Source organism: Nocardioides immobilis (assembly GCF_003515065.1).
In the GTDB taxonomy this organism is placed as follows: Bacteria; Actinomycetota; Actinomycetes; order Propionibacteriales; family Nocardioidaceae; genus Nocardioides; species Nocardioides immobilis.
The window spans coordinates 110,965-126,935 of record NZ_QXGH01000011.1 but is presented as its reverse complement, the minus strand read 5'-3'; the positions used below and the strand labels follow the sequence as shown (position 1 = coordinate 126,935).

Below are 15,971 nucleotides of genomic sequence, written 5' to 3'. Positions count from 1 at the left end.
GGACGGTCGCGACTGCCCAACCTACCGCGCGGACGCCCGGACCGCCTCTTCGGCGACAGCCCCGATCTGGTGGGATGGGTTCCGTGCCTGACGCGCTCCCCGCCCCCGACGCCACGCTGGCCGATCTCGGCGAGTTCGGGCTGATCGACCACGTCACCCGGATCGTCGCGGAGGTCGCGCCTGGCGAGGAGGTGCTCGTCGGCCCGGGCGACGACGCGGCGGTGCTGCGGGTGAGGCGGGGCCACGTCGTGGTGTCGACCGACCTGATGGTCGAGGGCCGCCACTTCCGCAAGGACTGGGCCGACGCGATCGACATCGGCCACCGGGCGGCCGCTCAGAACCTCTCCGACGTCAACGCGATGGGCGGACGAGCCGCCTGGCTGACGGTCGGCTTCGCCGCACCACCGACCCTCCCGGCCCGGTGGGCCCTCGACTTCGTCCGGGGTTTCGCCGAGGAGTGCGCGTCGGTGGGCGCCGGCGTCGTCGGCGGTGACGTGACGAGCTCCGACAAGATCACGGTCGCGGTCACCGTCCTGGGCGCCTGCACGGTCTCGCCGGTGCTCCGCTCCGGCGCCCAGCCCGGCGACGTGCTCGCTCTGTGCGGGCGGCAGGGCTGGGCCGCCGGTGGCCTGGCGGTGCTGGGGCGGGGCTTCCGCTCGCCCCGGGTCCTGGTCGACGCCTACCGGCGCCCGCAGCCGCCGTACGACGCGGGCCAGCTCGCCGCCGACGCCGGCGCGACCGCGATGATCGACGTCTCCGACGGGCTCCTCGCCGACGCCGCCCACGTCGCCCACGCCAGCGGGGTCGGCATCGACGTCACGTCGGCGACGCTCGACATCCCCGAGCCGCTCCTCGCCGTCGGCAGCGCGACGGGTGCCGACCCGCTGACCTTCGTGCTCGGGGGAGGAGACGACCACTCGCTGCTCGCGACCTTCCCCGCCGGCACCGCGCTGCCCGAGGGATGGGTGCGGATCGGTGCCGTGGCCGATCCCGGGCCCGACGGGCCGGGCGTCACGGTCGACGGCTCGCCGTACGAGGGTCCCACCGGCTGGACCCACTTCTGAGGATCGAATCGGGCGAAATCCGAAACGAAACGGGAGGAGTCCACGGCCAAGCCGTGGACTCCTCCCGTTTCGTTTCGGATTTCGCCCGATTCGATCTCTAGCGGGTGACCTTGCCGGCCTTGATGCAGCCGGTGCAGACGTTCAGACGCTTCGGGGTGCCGTTGACAACCGCGCGGACGCGCTGGATGTTCGGGTTGAAGCGTCGCTTGGTGATCTTGCGCGACCAGGGCCGGTTGTTGCCGAAGCCCGGCTTCTTCGCGCAGATGTCGCAGACGGCAGCCACGGGTTTGCTCCTACAGATCGGTTTTCTGACTCAAGTTCATGGGTGCCCCGGTGAGAGGGCAACCGGATCAGATTAGCCGAATGTCGGCGGCAGTCCGAAATCGCCACATCCTCTAGATTGACCCCATGGCAGGCGGCATCGAGCTCGGCACCGTGCTGCGCTTCGTCGACATCGCTGTCGACGCCTTGTCCGAGGCGCGCGAGGAGATCGACGCCCTCAACGTCTACCCGGTGCCCGACGGCGACACCGGCACGAACATGTACCTCACGATCGCCGCCGCCCGGGACGCGATCCGCGAGGTTCCGGGTGCTCCGAGGCGGGCCGCGCTGGCGGCCTTCTCCCGGGGCGCCCTGCTCGGGGCCCGGGGCAACTCGGGCGTGATCCTCAGCGAGATGCTGGGGGCGATCGCGCGCCGGATCTCGTCGGCCACCGACGACGACCGCAACGCCGAGGTGATGGCAGAGGCGCTGCGGCGGGCGACCGAGGCGAGCTACGCGGCCGTGGGGGAGCCGGTCGAGGGCACCATGCTCACCGTCGCCCGAGCGGCCGCCGACGCCGCCGCGGAGTCGGTCAAGGACCCGGCCGCCCGGACCCATGACGTGATCCGCGCCGCCGCCGGCGCCGCCCGGGAGGCACTCGGCCACACGCCCGAGCAGCTCGAGGTCCTCGCCCGTGCCGGCGTGGTCGACGCCGGTGGCCGCGGGGTGTGCGTGATCCTCGACGCCGCCGAGACGGTCCTCACCGGCAAGCGCCCGGTCCCGGTGACCCAGCCGCTCGGCCAGCACGCGATCCCGGTGCCGCAGCTGGCGCCGGCCGGCGCGGGCGACCTCAGCATCGACGGGCCGGCGTACGAGGTGATGTACCTCCTCGACACCCAGGACGGCGAGATCCCGTCGCTGCGCGCCCGGCTGGGCGAGCTCGGCGACTCGGTCGTGGTCGTCGGCGGCGACGGGCTGTGGAACGTCCACGTCCACGTCGACGACGTCGGCGCCGCCATCGAGGCCGGCCTGGCCGTCGGTCGCCCTCACCGGATCCGGGTGACGCACTTCGCCGAGCAGGTCGCGGCAGCCGCCGGCGAGGCGCCTCCCGGTCACCGGGGTCCGGCGCCGGCGGGCCGCACGGTGATCGCCGTGGCCGCAGGTCCTGGTCTGGCGGCCCTCTTCGCCGACGCCGGCGCGCTGGTCGTCGAAGGCGGCCCCGGTCGCCGGCCGTCGACCGGCCAGCTGCTCGACGCCATCTCCGGGAGCGGCGCCCAGGAGATCGTGATCCTGCCCAACGACCCCGACTCGGTCCGGGCCGCCCGCGTCGCCGCGAGCACGGCGGAGTCCGACGGCACCGCGCAGGGACTCCGGATCTCGGTCATCCCCACCGAGGCCCAGGTCCAGGGACTGGCCGCGATCGCCGTGCACGAGCCAGGTCGGACCTTCGACCAGGACGTGACCGAGATGACCGCGACCGCGCGGCACGTGAAGCACGGTGCGGTCACGATCGCGGTCAAGGAGGCGATGACGTCGGCCGGACCCTGCCAGGAGGGCGACGTCCTCGGCGTCATCGCGGGCGACTTCGTGGTGATCGGTTCCGAGCTCGAGGAGGTCGCGGTCGCCGTACTCGAGCGCCTGCTGGCGTCCGGCGGCGAGCTGGTGACCCTGGTCCGCGGCAAGGAGGCGGGCGACGTCGCCGATCGCGCGGCGGCCTGGGTGGAGGAGCACCACCCCCATGTCGACGCCGTGGTGTACGACGGTGGCCAGGAGCGCTACCCGCTCTTGATGTCCGTCGAGTGAAAGGCCCTGCGTGACCACCCTGGACTCACCGATCGCCTCGGTGCTCGGCAAGGCCACGCCCGCGAAGCGCAAGAAGCTCGAGGACGGGCTCGGCCTGCGCACGGTGGGTGACCTGCTGCGCCACTTCCCGCGCCGCTACCTGGAGACCGGCAAGCTCACCAAGGTCCACGACCTCAAGATCGGCCAGCTGCTGTGCGTGGTCGGCGAGATCGTCGAGTGCCGGCAGCTCACCTACAAGGACCGGCGCACGGGCCGACCTGCCTATCGGGTGGAGGCGGTGCTCAGCACCGACGGTCCTCGGCTGAAGATGACGTTCTTCGCTAAGAACAAGCACATGGCCGACTGGCACCAGAGCCGGGTCGCGGAGGGCCGCCGCGGCGTGTTCCTCGGGAAGGCCGACCGGTTCCGCAACGAGTGGCAGCTGGTCAACCCGGCGATGACGATCTTCGGCCTCGCCGACGATGCTGAGGGGGAGGAGAGCATCGTCGACCAGATCGGCGACCTCTACCCGATCTATCCGCTCACCAAGGGCGTCGAGACCTGGGACATCGCCCGCGCCGTCCGCGCGGCCCGCGGCCAGGTCGACGTCATCCCCGAGCTGCTGCCCGACGGCGTCCGGGAGGAGTACGACGTCCTCGACGTCGTCACGGCTCTCGACTGGATCCACACCCCGGACCGCCGCGAGCAGGTCGCCCGCGCGCAGCACCGGTTCCGGTTCGAGGAGGCCCTGGTCACCCAGCTCGTGCTCGCCCGGCGCCGGCGCGCGCTCCGCGAGCTCGGCGCGACCGCCCGCACCGGCGGTGACGGTGCGCTGCAGGTGGCGTTCGACGAGCGGCTGCCGTTCACGCTGACCGACGGTCAGCGCGAGATCGGCGAGCAGATCGCGCGCGACCTCGCCCAGCCGCACCCGATGAACCGGCTGCTCCAGGGTGAGGTCGGCTCCGGCAAGACGCTGGTCGCGCTCCGGGCGATGCTGCGCGTGGTCGACTCCGGCGGCCAGGCAGCGCTGCTGGCGCCGACCGAGGTGCTGGCGCAGCAGCACTACCGGTCGATCGTGACGATGCTCGGTGAGCTGGCCGAGGGCGGCACCATCTTCGGCTCCGGGGAGGGCACCCGGGTCGACCTGCTGACCGGCTCGATGACCAAGACCCAGCGCACCGAGCCGATGTCGCGGGCCGCGAGCGGCGAGGCCGGGATCGTCATCGGCACCCATGCGCTGCTCCAGGAGAAGGTGCAGTTCGCCGACCTCGGGCTCGTGGTGGTCGACGAGCAGCACCGGTTCGGCGTCGAGCAGCGGGCCGCGCTGATCGACAAGGCCCAGGTGCCGCCCCACCTGCTGGTGATGACGGCGACCCCGATCCCGCGCACGGTCGCGATGACCGTCTTCGGCGACCTCGAGGTGTCGACCCTGCGCGAGCTCCCCGCCGGCCGGGCGCCGATCCAGACCAACGTCGTCCCCCTCGCCGAGCAGCCCTCCTGGATCAACCGGGTGTGGGCCCGGGTCGGCGAGGAGGTCGAGAAGGGCCACCAGGTCTACGTCGTGTGCCCGCGCATCGCCGGCGACGACGCCGAGGCCGACCAGGACGAGGTGGTCGATGTCGACGACGAGGGCAACCCGGTCGCGCCCGCCGCCTCCCTGGCCGCGGTCGAGGAGGTCGTCCAGCACCTCGCCAAGGGCCCGCTGGAGGGTCTGCGGGTCGCCCGCCTCCACGGCAAGCTCCCGGCCGACGAGAAGGACGCGACGATGCGCGCGTTCGCCCGCCACGACATCGACGTACTGGTCTCGACGACGGTCATCGAGGTCGGCGTCGACGTGGCCAACGCGACCACGATGGTCATCCTCGACGCCGAGCGGTTCGGCGTCTCCCAGCTCCACCAGCTCCGCGGCCGGGTGGGCCGGGGTGGCCTGCCGGGCCTCTGCCTGCTCGTCAGCCACGCCGACGACCCGACGTCTCCGGCGCGGGAGCGGCTGGACGCGGTCGCCAGCACGACCGACGGCTTCGTCCTCAGCCGGATCGACCTCGAGCAGCGGCGTGAGGGCGATGTCCTCGGCGCCTCGCAGGCCGGGCGGCGGTCGAGTCTCGAGAACCTCCGCGTCCTGCGCGACGAGGACACCATCGTCGCGGCCCGCGAGGCGGCCGAAAGGCTGCTCGAGCGGGATCCCGCGCTCACCGACGCGCCGCTGCTCGCCGACGCGGTCGCCGACCTCGAGCGGTCCCAGCGCGGCGACTTCGTGGACAAGTCATGACCCGGATCATCAGTGGCAGCGCGGGCGGCCGGCGGCTCGAGACCCCCGACGGCGACCGCACCCGGCCCACCAGCGACCGGGTGCGGGAGGCGCTGTTCTCGGCGATCGAGTCCCGCGTGGGCTCGCTGCGCGGCCTCCGGGTCCTCGACCTGTACGCCGGCTCCGGCGCGGTCGGGCTCGAGGCCTGGTCACGCGGCGCCGAGGCGGTGACCCTGGTCGAGAGCGACCGGCGGACGGCCGAGCTGATCCGGCGCAACGCCCGCGTGGTCAGCTGCGACGTCGCCGACATCCGCGCCGCCACGGTCGCCTCGGCGCTCGCGACCGCCCCGGCGGCGCCGTACGACGTCATCTTCAGCGACCCGCCCTACCCGCTCACCGAGGAGGAGCTGGCCCACGACCTGGAGCTCCTCGCCGACCACGGCTGGCTCTCTCCCGACGCGCTGGTGGTGGTCGAGCGCGGCTCGCGCAGCCCCGAGCCGGCGTGGCCGGCTGCGATCGAGCCGTGGACAGGCAAGCGCCGGATGCGGAAATACGGGGAGACCAAGCTCTGGTACGCCACCGCTGAGGTTCCCGCTCCGACGTAACCACTACGGTGGCGGCATGCGTCGCGCCGTCTGCCCGGGCTCGTTCGACCCCGTGACCAATGGTCACCTCGACATCTTCGGTCGAGCCGCCGCCCTCTTCGACGAGGTCGTCGTCGCCGTCGGGGTCAACAAGTCGAAGTCCACCACGTCCAACCGGCTCTTCACCTCCGACGAGCGGCTGGACATGATCGCCGATGCGGTCAGCCCGTGGCCGAACGTCAAGGTCCAGGGCTTCACCGGGCTCGTCACCGACTTCTGTCGCGAGATCGGGGCCCAGGCGATCGTCAAGGGTCTCCGCGGCTCCGGCGACTACGACTACGAGCTCCAGATGGCGCAGATGAACGCCCACCTGACCGACGTGGAGACCGTCTTCCTGATGACCGACCCGAGCATGTCGTTCGTGTCGTCGAGCCTGGTCAAGGAGGTCGCGTCCTTCGGCGGCGACGTCTCCGGGCTGGTGCCGGCCACGGTCCTCGACCGGCTCACCGAGCGGCTCGCCGAGCGGCGGGCCGGTGCCTGACTGCCAGATTTGGCCGGGTCGAGCGCTGACCGATACTCTTCTCGCTGATCTGTTGTGTCCGGACCGGGAGTGATCACATGACCAGCCTGGACCCGAGGGCGCCGCTCGTGCTCGATACTCGCGAGCTCGGCCGCCGCCCGGGGTCCCAGCGGGAAGTGACGCTCACGGCCCCGGCCCCGGCAGATCTGGGCATCGAAGTCCTCTCGGTCACCGAGGGTTCGCCGGTCGACATCGACCTGCGGCTCGAGGCGGTCATGGAGGGAGTCCTGGTCACCGGCACGGCGACAGCCGTGGTCGAGGGCGAGTGCACGAGGTGCCTGGAACCGATCCGCGAGGACCTCGAGGTGACGTTCCAGGAGCTGTTCGTGTACGACGACACTCGGCACGGTCAGCAGGATGACTCCGGGGAGGACGACGAGACCAGCCGACTCGAGGACGACCTGCTCGACCTCGAGCCGCTCCTGCGGGACTCGGTGGTGCTTGCACTACCGTTCCAGCCGCTGTGCCAGCCGGACTGTCCCGGGCTGTGTCCCGAGTGCGGGGCCCGCCTGGCCGATGACCCGGACCACGCACACGACGCGGCCGTGGATCCGCGGTGGGCAGCGCTGGCCGAGCTCGACCCCGAAGACCAGAACTAACGAGGAGAAGACAGTGGCTGTTCCGAAGCGGAAGATGTCGCGCAGCAACACGCGGCACCGTCGCTCGCAGTGGAAGGCCGTCGCCCCCACGCTGGTGACCTGCGCCAACCCGGCCTGCGGTGCGAAGCACCTCCCGCACCGTGCGTGCGGCACGTGCGGCCAGTACGGCGCTCGCGCCGAACGTCGCCAGGTCCTCTGACCCCCCACGCCTGAGTCAAGGCACCGGGCATCAGCGCCTACGAGACACTCCGGCGGGCGCTCGGGGATCCTGAGCTCGACCCCGAGCTGCTCGACCGCGCCCTGACACACCGGTCCTACGCCTACGAGAACGGCGGGCTGCCGACCAACGAGCGCCTCGAGTTCCTCGGCGACTCGGTGCTCGGCGTCGTCGTCACCGAGACGCTCTACCTGCTGCACCCCGACCTCTCCGAGGGTCGGCTGGCCAAGCTCCGCGCCGCGGTCGTCAACGCGCGCGCTCTCGCCGAGGTCGCCCGGGTCATCGGGCTCGGCGAGTACATCAAGCTCGGTCGTGGCGAGGAGGCCACCGGCGGTCGCGACAAGGCGTCGATCCTCTCCGACACCGTCGAGGCCGTGATCGGCGCCGTCCACCTCAGCGCCGGCATCGAGACCTCCGCCGACGTCGTCCACCTGCTCTTCGACCCGCTCATCGAGGCCGCATCGGCCATGGGCGCCGGCCTCGACTGGAAGACCTCCCTGCAGGAGCTCGCCGCCGAGCACAGCCTCGGCGTGCCGGAGTACGTCATCCAGGACGAGGGCCCCGACCACGCCAAGACCTTCACCGCCCAGGTCCGGGTCGCCGACCACCTCTACGGCAACGGCACCGGCCGGTCCAAGAAAGAGGCCGAGCAGGGCGCGGCCGAGACGGCGTACGGCGAGATCGTCGCCTCCCGGTCCGCCATCGCCGACGCCAACGACTGACCCGAGCCGCTCTCCGTGCCCGAGCTTCCCGAGGTCGAGGTGGTCCGCGCCGGCCTCGAGCGCCACGTCGTCGGCGCCCGGCTGGGCGAGGTCGAGGTGCTGCACCCGCGGCCGGTCCGCCGCGACCCGCGCGGGCCTGCGGGGTTCGCCGCCGCGCTGACGGGACGGCGGGTCGAGGCAGCCCACCGCCGCGGCAAGTACTTCTGGCTCCCGCTCGACAGCGGCGACGCCCTCCTCGGCCATCTCGGCATGAGCGGCCAGATGCTCGTCCAGCCGATCGGAGCGCCGGACGAGCGGCACCTGCGCGTGCGGTTCGGCCTGGACTTGTCGGGGGTTCCTGGCGCTTGCCGGCCGTTGCAACCCACCACACGTGCAGGAATCCCCGGTCGGCCGGGGATTCCTGCAGCGCTCGAGCTCCGCTTCGTCGACCAGCGCATGTTCGGCGGCCTCCTCGTCTCGGCGGGGGGAGCGGAGCTGCCGCCGGAGATCGCGCACATCGCACGCGACCCGATCGACCCCGAGTTCGACGACGAGGCGTTCGTCGACCGGGTGCGTCGTCGTACGGCGGGCGTCAAGCGACTGCTGCTCGACCAGGGCCTGATCTCGGGCGTGGGCAACATCTACGCCGACGAGGCGCTGTGGCGGGCCCGGCTGCACGGCGACCGACCGGGCGACCGGCTGCGGCGTGGTCAGGTGCTCGAGCTGCTCGGGCACGTGCGGGACGTGCTGGGCGAGGCGCTGGCCCAGGGTGGCACGTCGTTCGACGCGCTCTACGTCAACGTCAACGGCGAGTCCGGCTACTTCGACCGCTCGCTGTCGGCGTACGGGCAGGAGGGCGAGCCCTGCTCGCGGTGCGGTACGCCGATCCGCCGGATCGCGTTCATGAACCGGTCCTCGTTCTTCTGTCCGCGCTGCCAGAAACGGCCCCGCCGAGTTTGACCCGCGCGCTCGGAAGTGGGACTCTTGGAGACGGTTCGGAACCCACGGACCCACGCGTTTAACACCGGAAGGCTCATCCATGGCCAAGGCGCTGATCGGGCACCTGAACAGCGACCTCCGCGACCCCCGCCTCGCCGTCGAGAACGCTCGGCTGCGCAACCGGGTGGCCGAGCTGGAGTCCCTCGTCCTCCGTCTCAGCGAGGAGAACGACAAGTTGATGTCGGCACGTGCGGCCGAGATCCTCACCGTCGAGCAGGAGATGCAGCCGGCCTGAGCCCGGAGCATCATCCGTCCGCCGCTCGGCGGAAATCGGTCGCGCCTGCACCCGGTGGTGACTAGCGTCCCTGTCCGTGGGCCGCATCCTCGACGCCGTCGCACCGGTGCGGCTCGGACCGCGGTTCCGGTGGCTGTTGGCGTCCAGCTGGACCGCCAACCTGGGTGACGGCATCGCTTTCGCGGCCGGCCCGCTGCTGGTGGCGTCGCAGACCCGCTCGCCGGCCCTGGTGTCGATGTCGGTGCTGCTCCAGTACCTGCCGTGGCTGCTCTTCGGGCTGTACGCCGGCGCCATCGCCGACCGGACCGACCGCCGCCGCCTGATCATCGTCGCGAACCTGCTGCGCGCGGTGGTGCTGGTCGGGCTGTGCCTGACGATCGTCACCGACATCGTCGACATCAGGCTGGTGCTGCTCGCGGTGTTCCTGATCGGCACCGCGGAGGTGTTCGTCGACACCACCTCCCAGACCGTGCTGCCGATGCTCGTGGAGAAGCGCGACCTCGGCGTCGCCAACGCCCGGCTGCAGTTCGGGCACATCACCCTCAACCAGCTCGCGGGCGCGCCGATCGGCGCCGCGCTCTTCGCGGCCGGCACCGTGCTGCCGTTCGGCGTGCAGGTCGTGTGCGTCCTGCTGGGAGTGGTCCTGGTCGCCCGGATCGCGCTGCCGCCCGGGCCGGTGCGCGACGTCGGCGAGACCCACGTACGACGAGACATCGCCGACGGCGTCCGCTGGCTGCTCGGGCACCCGCCCGTGCGCACGCTCGCGCTGGTGATCTTCACGTTCAACGTGACCTTCTCGGCGGCGTGGTCGGTCCTCGTCCTCTACTCCCTCGACGTGCTCGACATGGGGCCGGTCGGGTACGGCCTGCTCACGACGGCCGCAGCCGCGGGCGGGCTGGTGGGGACGACGTCGTACGGCTGGTTGGAGCGGCGGGTGCCGCTGGCCGCCCTGATGCGCACCTGCCTCCTCCTCGAGGTGTTCATGCACCTCGGCTTCGCGCTGACCACCGTGCCGTGGGTCGCGATGGTGATCATGTTCGGCTTCGGCTGCTACGCGTTCGTGTGGGGCACCCTCTCGCAGGCGGTCCGGCAGCGGGCGGTGCCGACGGAGTTCCAGGGGCGGGTCGGCTCGGTCTACCTGGTCGGCGTGTTCGGAGGGATGGTCGTCGGGAGCGGCATGGGGGGCCTGATCGCCGAGCGCTGGGGCATCACGGCGCCGTTCTGGGTCGGATTCGTCGGCTCCGTGGTCCTCCTCGCGCTCGTCTGGCGCCAGCTCGCCCACATCGCCCACGCCGACGAGGCGGCCCGGGTCCCGTCTTCGGACCCCGTCGCCGGGTAGCCTGAGGTCCGCCGAGCTTCCCCCGCGACGGCGCACGCCGGGTCACCTGACAGGATCCGGGGGCTGCGTCGTCGGCGTCCGCCGACAAGTCACAACATGGTCTGACCAAAGGGAGCCTGGGTGTACCTGAAGAGCCTGACCCTCAAGGGGTTCAAGTCCTTCGCCTCAGCGACCACGCTGCAGCTGGAGCCGGGCATCACCTGCATCGTCGGTCCCAACGGGTCCGGCAAGTCCAACGTCGTCGATGCCCTGGCCTGGGTCATGGGCGAGGCGAGCGCGAAGAGCCTGCGCGGTGGCAAGATGGACGACGTCATCTTCGCCGGTACGTCGGGCCGCCCGCCCCTCGGCCGAGCCGAGGTGATGCTGACCATCGACAACTCCGACGGCGCGCTGCCGATCGACTACTCCGAGGTCACGATCAGCCGGACGATGTTCCGGACCGGCGGCTCCGAGTACGCCATCAACGGCACCCCCTGCCGGCTGCTCGACGTGCAGGAGCTGCTCAGCGACTCCGGCATCGGGCGCGAGATGCACGTCATCGTCGGCCAGGGACAGCTCGACACGATCCTGCACGCGACCCCGGAGGACCGGCGCGGGTTCATCGAGGAGGCCGCGGGCGTCCTCAAGCACCGCAAGCGCAAGGAGAAGGCGCTCCGCAAGCTCGACTCGACCGAGGGCAACCTGACCCGGCTCAACGACCTGCTGAGCGAGATCCGTCGCCAGCTCAAGCCCCTCGGCCGGCAGGCGGAGGTGGCTCGGCGCGCCGCGACCGTGCAGGCCGACGTCCGCGACGCCAAGGCCCGGATCCTCGCCGACGACCTGGTGGCCGCCCGCACCGCGCTGGAGCAGGAGATGGCCGACGAGAGCGTGCTGGTCGCCCGCCGCGCGGAGGTGGAGCAGGAGACCGCTGCCGCCCGCGAGCGCGAAGCTGCGCTCGAGGAGGCCCTGCGCGAGGACCTGCCCGCGCTGTCGGCCGCCCAGGAGAGCCTCTCGTCCCTCGGAGCGCTCCGTGAGCGGCTCCGCGGCACCCAGAGCCTCGCCGCGGAGCGGGTCCGCAACGCGGCCGGAGTCCAGGAGGCCGAGGTCGAGCAGGGGAAGGACCCGGCCGAGCTCGACGCCGAGGCCGACCGGCTGGCGGAGCACGAGGCCGAGATCCTCGCGCTCGTCGCCGAGCAGCAGACCGCCCTGGACGAGGCGGTCGCTGCCCGCAAGGCCGCCGAGGACGCCGCGGCCCACGAGGAGCGCCGGGTCGCCGGCCTGCTCCGCGCGGCCGCCGACCGCCGCGAAGGGCTGGCCCGGCTGCACGGCCAGGTCAACGCGCTGCGGTCGCGGGCGACCGCGGCCGAGGAGGAGCGGGGCCGGCTCGAGGCGACCCGCGCCGACGCGCTGGCGCGCGCCGAGCGTGCCCACCACGACTTCACCGCGCTCGAGACCAGGGTCGCCGGCCTCGACGCCGGCGAGGAGGGTCTCGACGCCGAGCACGAAGCGGCTGTCGCAGCGCTCGAGGACCTCGACGACCGACTGGCGAAGACCCGCGAGGAGGCCCAGCAGGCCGACCGCGACCGCTCGGCGCTGGGTGCCCGCAAGGAGGCCCTCGAGCTGGGCCTCGCCCGCAAGGACGGCGCCGGCGCGCTGCTCGCGGCCTCCGACACGCTGTCCGGCCTGCTCGGCTCCGTCGCCGCGCTCGTCAACGTGCGGTCGGGCTACGAGGCGGCGGTGGCCAGCGCGCTCGGCGCGGCCGCTGACGCCGTGGCCGTCACCGACGCCGATGCCGCGGTCGCGGCGATCAGCCACCTCAAGACCGACGACCTCGGCCGCGCGGGACTGCTGCTCGGCGGGGGAGCGGCCGACCGCAGCGGCTGGCCGGCACTGCCCGGAGGCCCCGGCAACATGGGGTACGCCGCCGACGTGGTCGAGTGCCCCACCGAGGTGCGTCCCGCGCTGACCCGCCTGCTGCACAAGACCGTGGTCGTCGACGACCTCCCGGCCGCCCGCAGCCTGGTCGCCGACTACCCGGACCTGGTCGCGGTGACCCGTGACGGCGACCTGCTCGGCGCCCACTTCGCCGCCGGCGGCTCGAACGCCCAGCAGAGCCTGATCGAGATCCAGGCCGCGGTCGACGAGGCCACGACGGCGCTCGCCGAGGCGGTCGCCGACAGCGAGCGACTCGGCTTCGACCTGGCCCGGCTGGAGGCCGAGCGGGAAGACGCCAAGCGGCGTGCCGACGTCGCCCTGGCGAAGCTCCACGAGTCCGACGCGACCCTGGCGGCCGTGGCCGAGGAGCTGGGCCAGTACGGCTCGCTCGCCCGGTCGGCGCGCGCCGAGGCCGAGCGGGTGACCGAGGCCATCGCCCAGGCCGAGGCCGCGCGGGTCCAGGCCGCGGCCGGCATCGCCGAGCTCGAGGAGCGACTGGCGTCGGCCGAGGAGACCGGCGACGAGGAGCCCGACACGGCCGAGCAGGAGCGGCTGACCCAGGCGGCTCGAAGCTCGCGGCAGGCCGAGATGGAGGCGCGGCTCGCGCTGCGCACCTCCGAGGAGCGCGGTCGCGCGCTGCACGGCAGGGTCGACCAGATGCGGAAGGCCGCCGCCGCCGAGCGGCAGGCGCGGGCCCGTGCGGCCGAGCGACGCGAACGGCTGCTGCGCGAGGGCAAGGCGGGCCGGGCGGTCGCGAGCGCTGCCTCGTACGTCCTCGGCCGGCTCGAGGTGTCCATCGACCGCGCGCAGCGCGCCCGGCAGGAGATCGACGAGTCGCGGCGCGGCCGCGAGCAGGACCTGATGACCGTCCGTGGCCGGCTCCGTGAGCTCGGGCGCGTGCACGACGAGCTGGTCAACTCCGTCCACCGCGACGAGATGGCTCGCGCCCAGCAGCGGATGCGGATCGAGCAGATCGAGGCCAAGGCTCTCGAGGAGCTCGGCATCGAGGCGGACGTGCTGGTCGCCGAGTACGGCCCCGACCAGCCCGTGCCCGTCTGGGCGATCCCCACTGAGGAGGAGGCCGCCGCTGCGGCTGCGGCCGACGAGGCGGGCGAGGAGACGGAGCCGCAGACGGTGCCCTTCGTCCGCGAGGAGCAGGCGAAGCGGCTGCGGTCCGCGGAGCGCGCGCTCAGCATGCTCGGCAAGGTCAACCCCCTCGCGCTGGAGGAGTTCACCGCGATGGAGGAGCGGCACAAGTTCCTCACCGAGCAGCTCGAGGACCTCAAGGCCACCCGCAAGGACCTGCTCGACATCGTCAAGGACGTCGACGCCCGCGTCGAGCAGGTCTTCACCGAGGCCTACGCCGACGTGACGAAGGCCTTCGACCAGACCTTCTCGCGGCTGTTCCCGGGCGGCGAGGGCCGGCTGGTGCTCACCGACCCCTCCAACATGCTCACCACCGGCATCGAGGTCGAGGCCCGGCCGCCGGGCAAGAAGGTCAAACGGCTCTCGCTGCTGTCCGGCGGTGAGCGGTCGCTGGTGGCGGTCGCGTTCTTGGTCGCCCTGTTCAAGGCCCGTCCGTCGCCGTTCTACATCCTCGACGAGGTCGAGGCGGCGCTCGACGACGTCAACCTCGGGCGGCTGCTGGAGATCTACGAGGAGCTGCGCGAGAACTCCCAGCTGCTCGTGATCACCCACCAGAAGCGGACGATGGAGGTCGGCGACGCGCTCTACGGCGTCACCATGCGCGGCGACGGTGTCTCGACCGTCATCAGCCAGCGGCTCCGCCAGGAGAGTGCGTGAGCGCCTCGACAGGCTCGGCGGACGGAAAGCAGCGACCGGCTCGGTCGTCGTACGTCGCCTGGGACAGGGCCACCCTGCGCTGGGCCGACATCGATGTCTACGGCCACATGAACAACGCCCGCTACTTCGAGCTCATCGACACGGTGGTCAACGACCAGCTCGCTGCTGCCGTCGGCACCGACATCCGGGCACTGCCGGCGATCGGCGTGGTGGCCGAGGTCTCGTGCCGCTACTTCGCCGAGGTCACCTACCCCGGCAGCCTCGACCTCGGCATCTACGTCGAGCGGCTCGGCACGTCCTCGATCGTCTACCGGGTCGGCATCTTCCAGGGCGAGCCGGACCGGGGCGGCGCCTTGGCTGCCGCCGAGGGTCGCTTCGTCCACGTGTACGTCGACAACACCGATCCGGCGCGGCCGGTCACCCCGCTGCCTGCCGAGGTCCGCGCGGCGGTCTCACCCCTCGTGCGCTGACGAGCGCGATGCCTCCCGCTCGGCGATCCGCCGGATCGACGGGTGCTCGTGCTCCGGGATCTCGAGCAGGTCGAGGTAGTCGTCGAGCCGGGCCGGGTCCAGGACCTGCCGGGTCGTGGTCCCGTCCGTCTTGCGCTCCGTGTGGAAGAGCTCGCCGGTCGGGTCGCCCAGGAGCTCACGAGCCACGCGACGGTTCGAGTCCTCCCACTGACCCATGAACTGGTCCAGCTGGGCAGGGGGGAGGGTGACCTGAGGTCCGGAGTCGACCTGGCGGAGTCGCTTGACGTGCGGGCGATTCGGGATCCGGCGGGGGGTCGCCCCCATGTGCTCGACGCGATGCAGGTTCAGGAGCCGCAACAGCTCGACCCCCTCCACCCCGAGGCTCTCGTTCCTGGCGGTGATCGACCTGAGGTCGTCGGCGCGGACGTCGAGTCCGGCGGCCTCGAGGAAGTCCCGCGTCAGCGAGCCCTCGGGGAAGCGCGCGCGTTCGAAAGGCCGGACGGCAACGACCGCGGAATCGAAGGCGTCCTTCCACCGCGTCACGCGGCCCCAGTAGTCGTAGATGCCGGCGAAGTCGCGGCGGGACCATGCGTCGAGATCGAGGACCTCGCCCATCTTGACTGCTTGCTGGTACCGGCTGATGAGGTGGTCGTCCTGCCGACGGAGGTACACGACGATCCGGACCTGCCCGGCCAGCTCGTCGACGAGGCCGCGCAGCCTGCCGATCGACGGCGGGTCGCTCCGGTAAAGGGCTTCGTCCGAGAGCACGACCGTGGACGCGCCGGCACCGGTGATCTCGCGCCGGAGGCGGCGCCGGAGACGCCGCCGGAAGACGTCGGGCGCGGCTGAGTAGCCGTCCCGCTTCCAGATCCGGGCCTCGGGAAGTGCCTCGTCTGGCATTGCGTAGAGCCCGAGCTCGACGTGCCGGAAGTCGCCGGGCGCGCGCGGGTAGAGGATTCCGCGGTCCTTGAGAGCGGCGCGGTTGCGCCGCAGGAACTGCTGGATCGACGTGGTCCCGGTCTTCTCGCACCCGATGTGGAGCACGACGTCGACCGTGTCGCCGACCATATCCACCCCCTTCCCCTCGGTTGCGGCGTCAGGCTAGCCCGGGCCCACTGACCGACGACGGAGGAGCAAGCCGCACTCCCCGGCGGATGCCCGGCAGCACAAGAACG

At 72.2% G+C, this 15,971-nt stretch carries 15 protein-coding genes; 13 read left to right on the top strand and 2 right to left on the bottom strand.

What is annotated here, in order from left to right; genetic code table 11:
- Positions 1–83: 83 nt before the first annotated feature.
- Complete coding sequence (locus D0Z08_RS06250; protein WP_245993709.1) at positions 84–1,064, top strand: thiamine-phosphate kinase; 981 nt, start codon at positions 84–86, stop codon at positions 1,062–1,064.
- 97 nt (positions 1,065–1,161) lie between these two features.
- Here the strand turns inward: D0Z08_RS06250 and rpmB are convergent, their stop codons facing one another.
- Positions 1,162–1,347, bottom strand: a complete 186-nt coding sequence (gene rpmB / locus D0Z08_RS06245; protein ID WP_118923765.1) for a 50S ribosomal protein L28 — start codon at positions 1,345–1,347, stop codon at positions 1,162–1,164.
- 125 nt (positions 1,348–1,472) lie between these two features.
- Here rpmB and D0Z08_RS06240 point away from each other — a divergent pair, with 125 nt between their 5' ends.
- From D0Z08_RS06240 to D0Z08_RS06185, 12 genes are all read left to right on the top strand, one after another.
- Positions 1,473–3,128 carry a DAK2 domain-containing protein gene (locus D0Z08_RS06240; protein WP_118923763.1) on the top strand — a complete coding sequence of 552 codons (1,656 nt, stop codon included), beginning with the start codon at positions 1,473–1,475 and terminating at the stop codon, positions 3,126–3,128.
- Positions 3,129–3,138: 10 nt separating this feature from the next.
- Positions 3,139–5,376, top strand: a complete 2,238-nt coding sequence (locus D0Z08_RS06235) for an ATP-dependent DNA helicase RecG (protein WP_118923761.1) — start codon at positions 3,139–3,141, stop codon at positions 5,374–5,376.
- Positions 5,373–5,960, top strand: coding sequence for a 16S rRNA (guanine(966)-N(2))-methyltransferase RsmD (gene rsmD, locus D0Z08_RS06230; protein ID WP_118923759.1), 588 nt, complete (start codon positions 5,373–5,375; stop codon positions 5,958–5,960). Before D0Z08_RS06235 ends, rsmD begins: the two co-directional genes overlap by 4 nt.
- A 16-nt stretch (positions 5,961–5,976) precedes the next feature.
- Positions 5,977–6,480: a pantetheine-phosphate adenylyltransferase gene (gene coaD / locus D0Z08_RS06225; protein WP_118923757.1), complete on the top strand. Its 504-nt coding sequence runs from the start codon at positions 5,977–5,979 to the stop codon at positions 6,478–6,480.
- 77 nt (positions 6,481–6,557) lie between these two features.
- Positions 6,558–7,118 carry a YceD family protein gene (locus D0Z08_RS06220; protein ID WP_118923755.1) on the top strand — a complete coding sequence of 187 codons (561 nt, stop codon included), beginning with the start codon at positions 6,558–6,560 and terminating at the stop codon, positions 7,116–7,118.
- Positions 7,119–7,131: 13 nt separating this feature from the next.
- The gene (gene rpmF / locus D0Z08_RS06215; RefSeq protein WP_118923753.1) at positions 7,132–7,317 is read left to right on the top strand and encodes a 50S ribosomal protein L32; all 186 of its coding nucleotides are present in this window, start codon (positions 7,132–7,134) and stop codon (positions 7,315–7,317) included.
- Positions 7,318–7,346: 29 nt separating this feature from the next.
- A complete protein-coding gene (rnc, locus tag D0Z08_RS06210; protein ID WP_118923751.1) occupies positions 7,347–8,057 on the top strand; it encodes a ribonuclease III in 711 nt (236 codons plus the stop codon).
- A 15-nt stretch (positions 8,058–8,072) separates the two neighbouring features.
- On the top strand, positions 8,073–8,996 hold the full coding sequence (mutM, locus tag D0Z08_RS06205; RefSeq protein WP_118923749.1) for a bifunctional DNA-formamidopyrimidine glycosylase/DNA-(apurinic or apyrimidinic site) lyase: 924 nt from the start codon (positions 8,073–8,075) through the stop codon (positions 8,994–8,996).
- A 79-nt stretch (positions 8,997–9,075) separates the two neighbouring features.
- On the top strand, positions 9,076–9,270 hold the full coding sequence (locus D0Z08_RS06200; protein WP_118923747.1) for a hypothetical protein: 195 nt from the start codon (positions 9,076–9,078) through the stop codon (positions 9,268–9,270).
- A 76-nt stretch (positions 9,271–9,346) separates the two neighbouring features.
- Positions 9,347–10,609, top strand: a complete 1,263-nt coding sequence (locus D0Z08_RS06195; protein WP_118923745.1) for an MFS transporter — start codon at positions 9,347–9,349, stop codon at positions 10,607–10,609.
- Between the two features lie 120 nt (positions 10,610–10,729).
- Positions 10,730–14,326 carry a chromosome segregation protein SMC gene (gene smc, locus D0Z08_RS06190; RefSeq protein WP_118923743.1) on the top strand — a complete coding sequence of 1,199 codons (3,597 nt, stop codon included), beginning with the start codon at positions 10,730–10,732 and terminating at the stop codon, positions 14,324–14,326.
- Positions 14,323–14,796: an acyl-CoA thioesterase gene (locus D0Z08_RS06185; protein ID WP_245993707.1), complete on the top strand. Its 474-nt coding sequence runs from the start codon at positions 14,323–14,325 to the stop codon at positions 14,794–14,796. Before smc ends, D0Z08_RS06185 begins: the two co-directional genes overlap by 4 nt.
- Here the strand turns inward: D0Z08_RS06185 and D0Z08_RS06180 are convergent.
- The gene (locus tag D0Z08_RS06180) at positions 14,779–15,864 is read right to left on the bottom strand and encodes a hypothetical protein (protein WP_118923741.1); all 1,086 of its coding nucleotides are present in this window, start codon (positions 15,862–15,864) and stop codon (positions 14,779–14,781) included. The two genes, D0Z08_RS06185 and D0Z08_RS06180, sit on opposite strands and share 18 nt — an antisense overlap.
- Positions 15,865–15,971 lie beyond the last annotated feature (107 nt).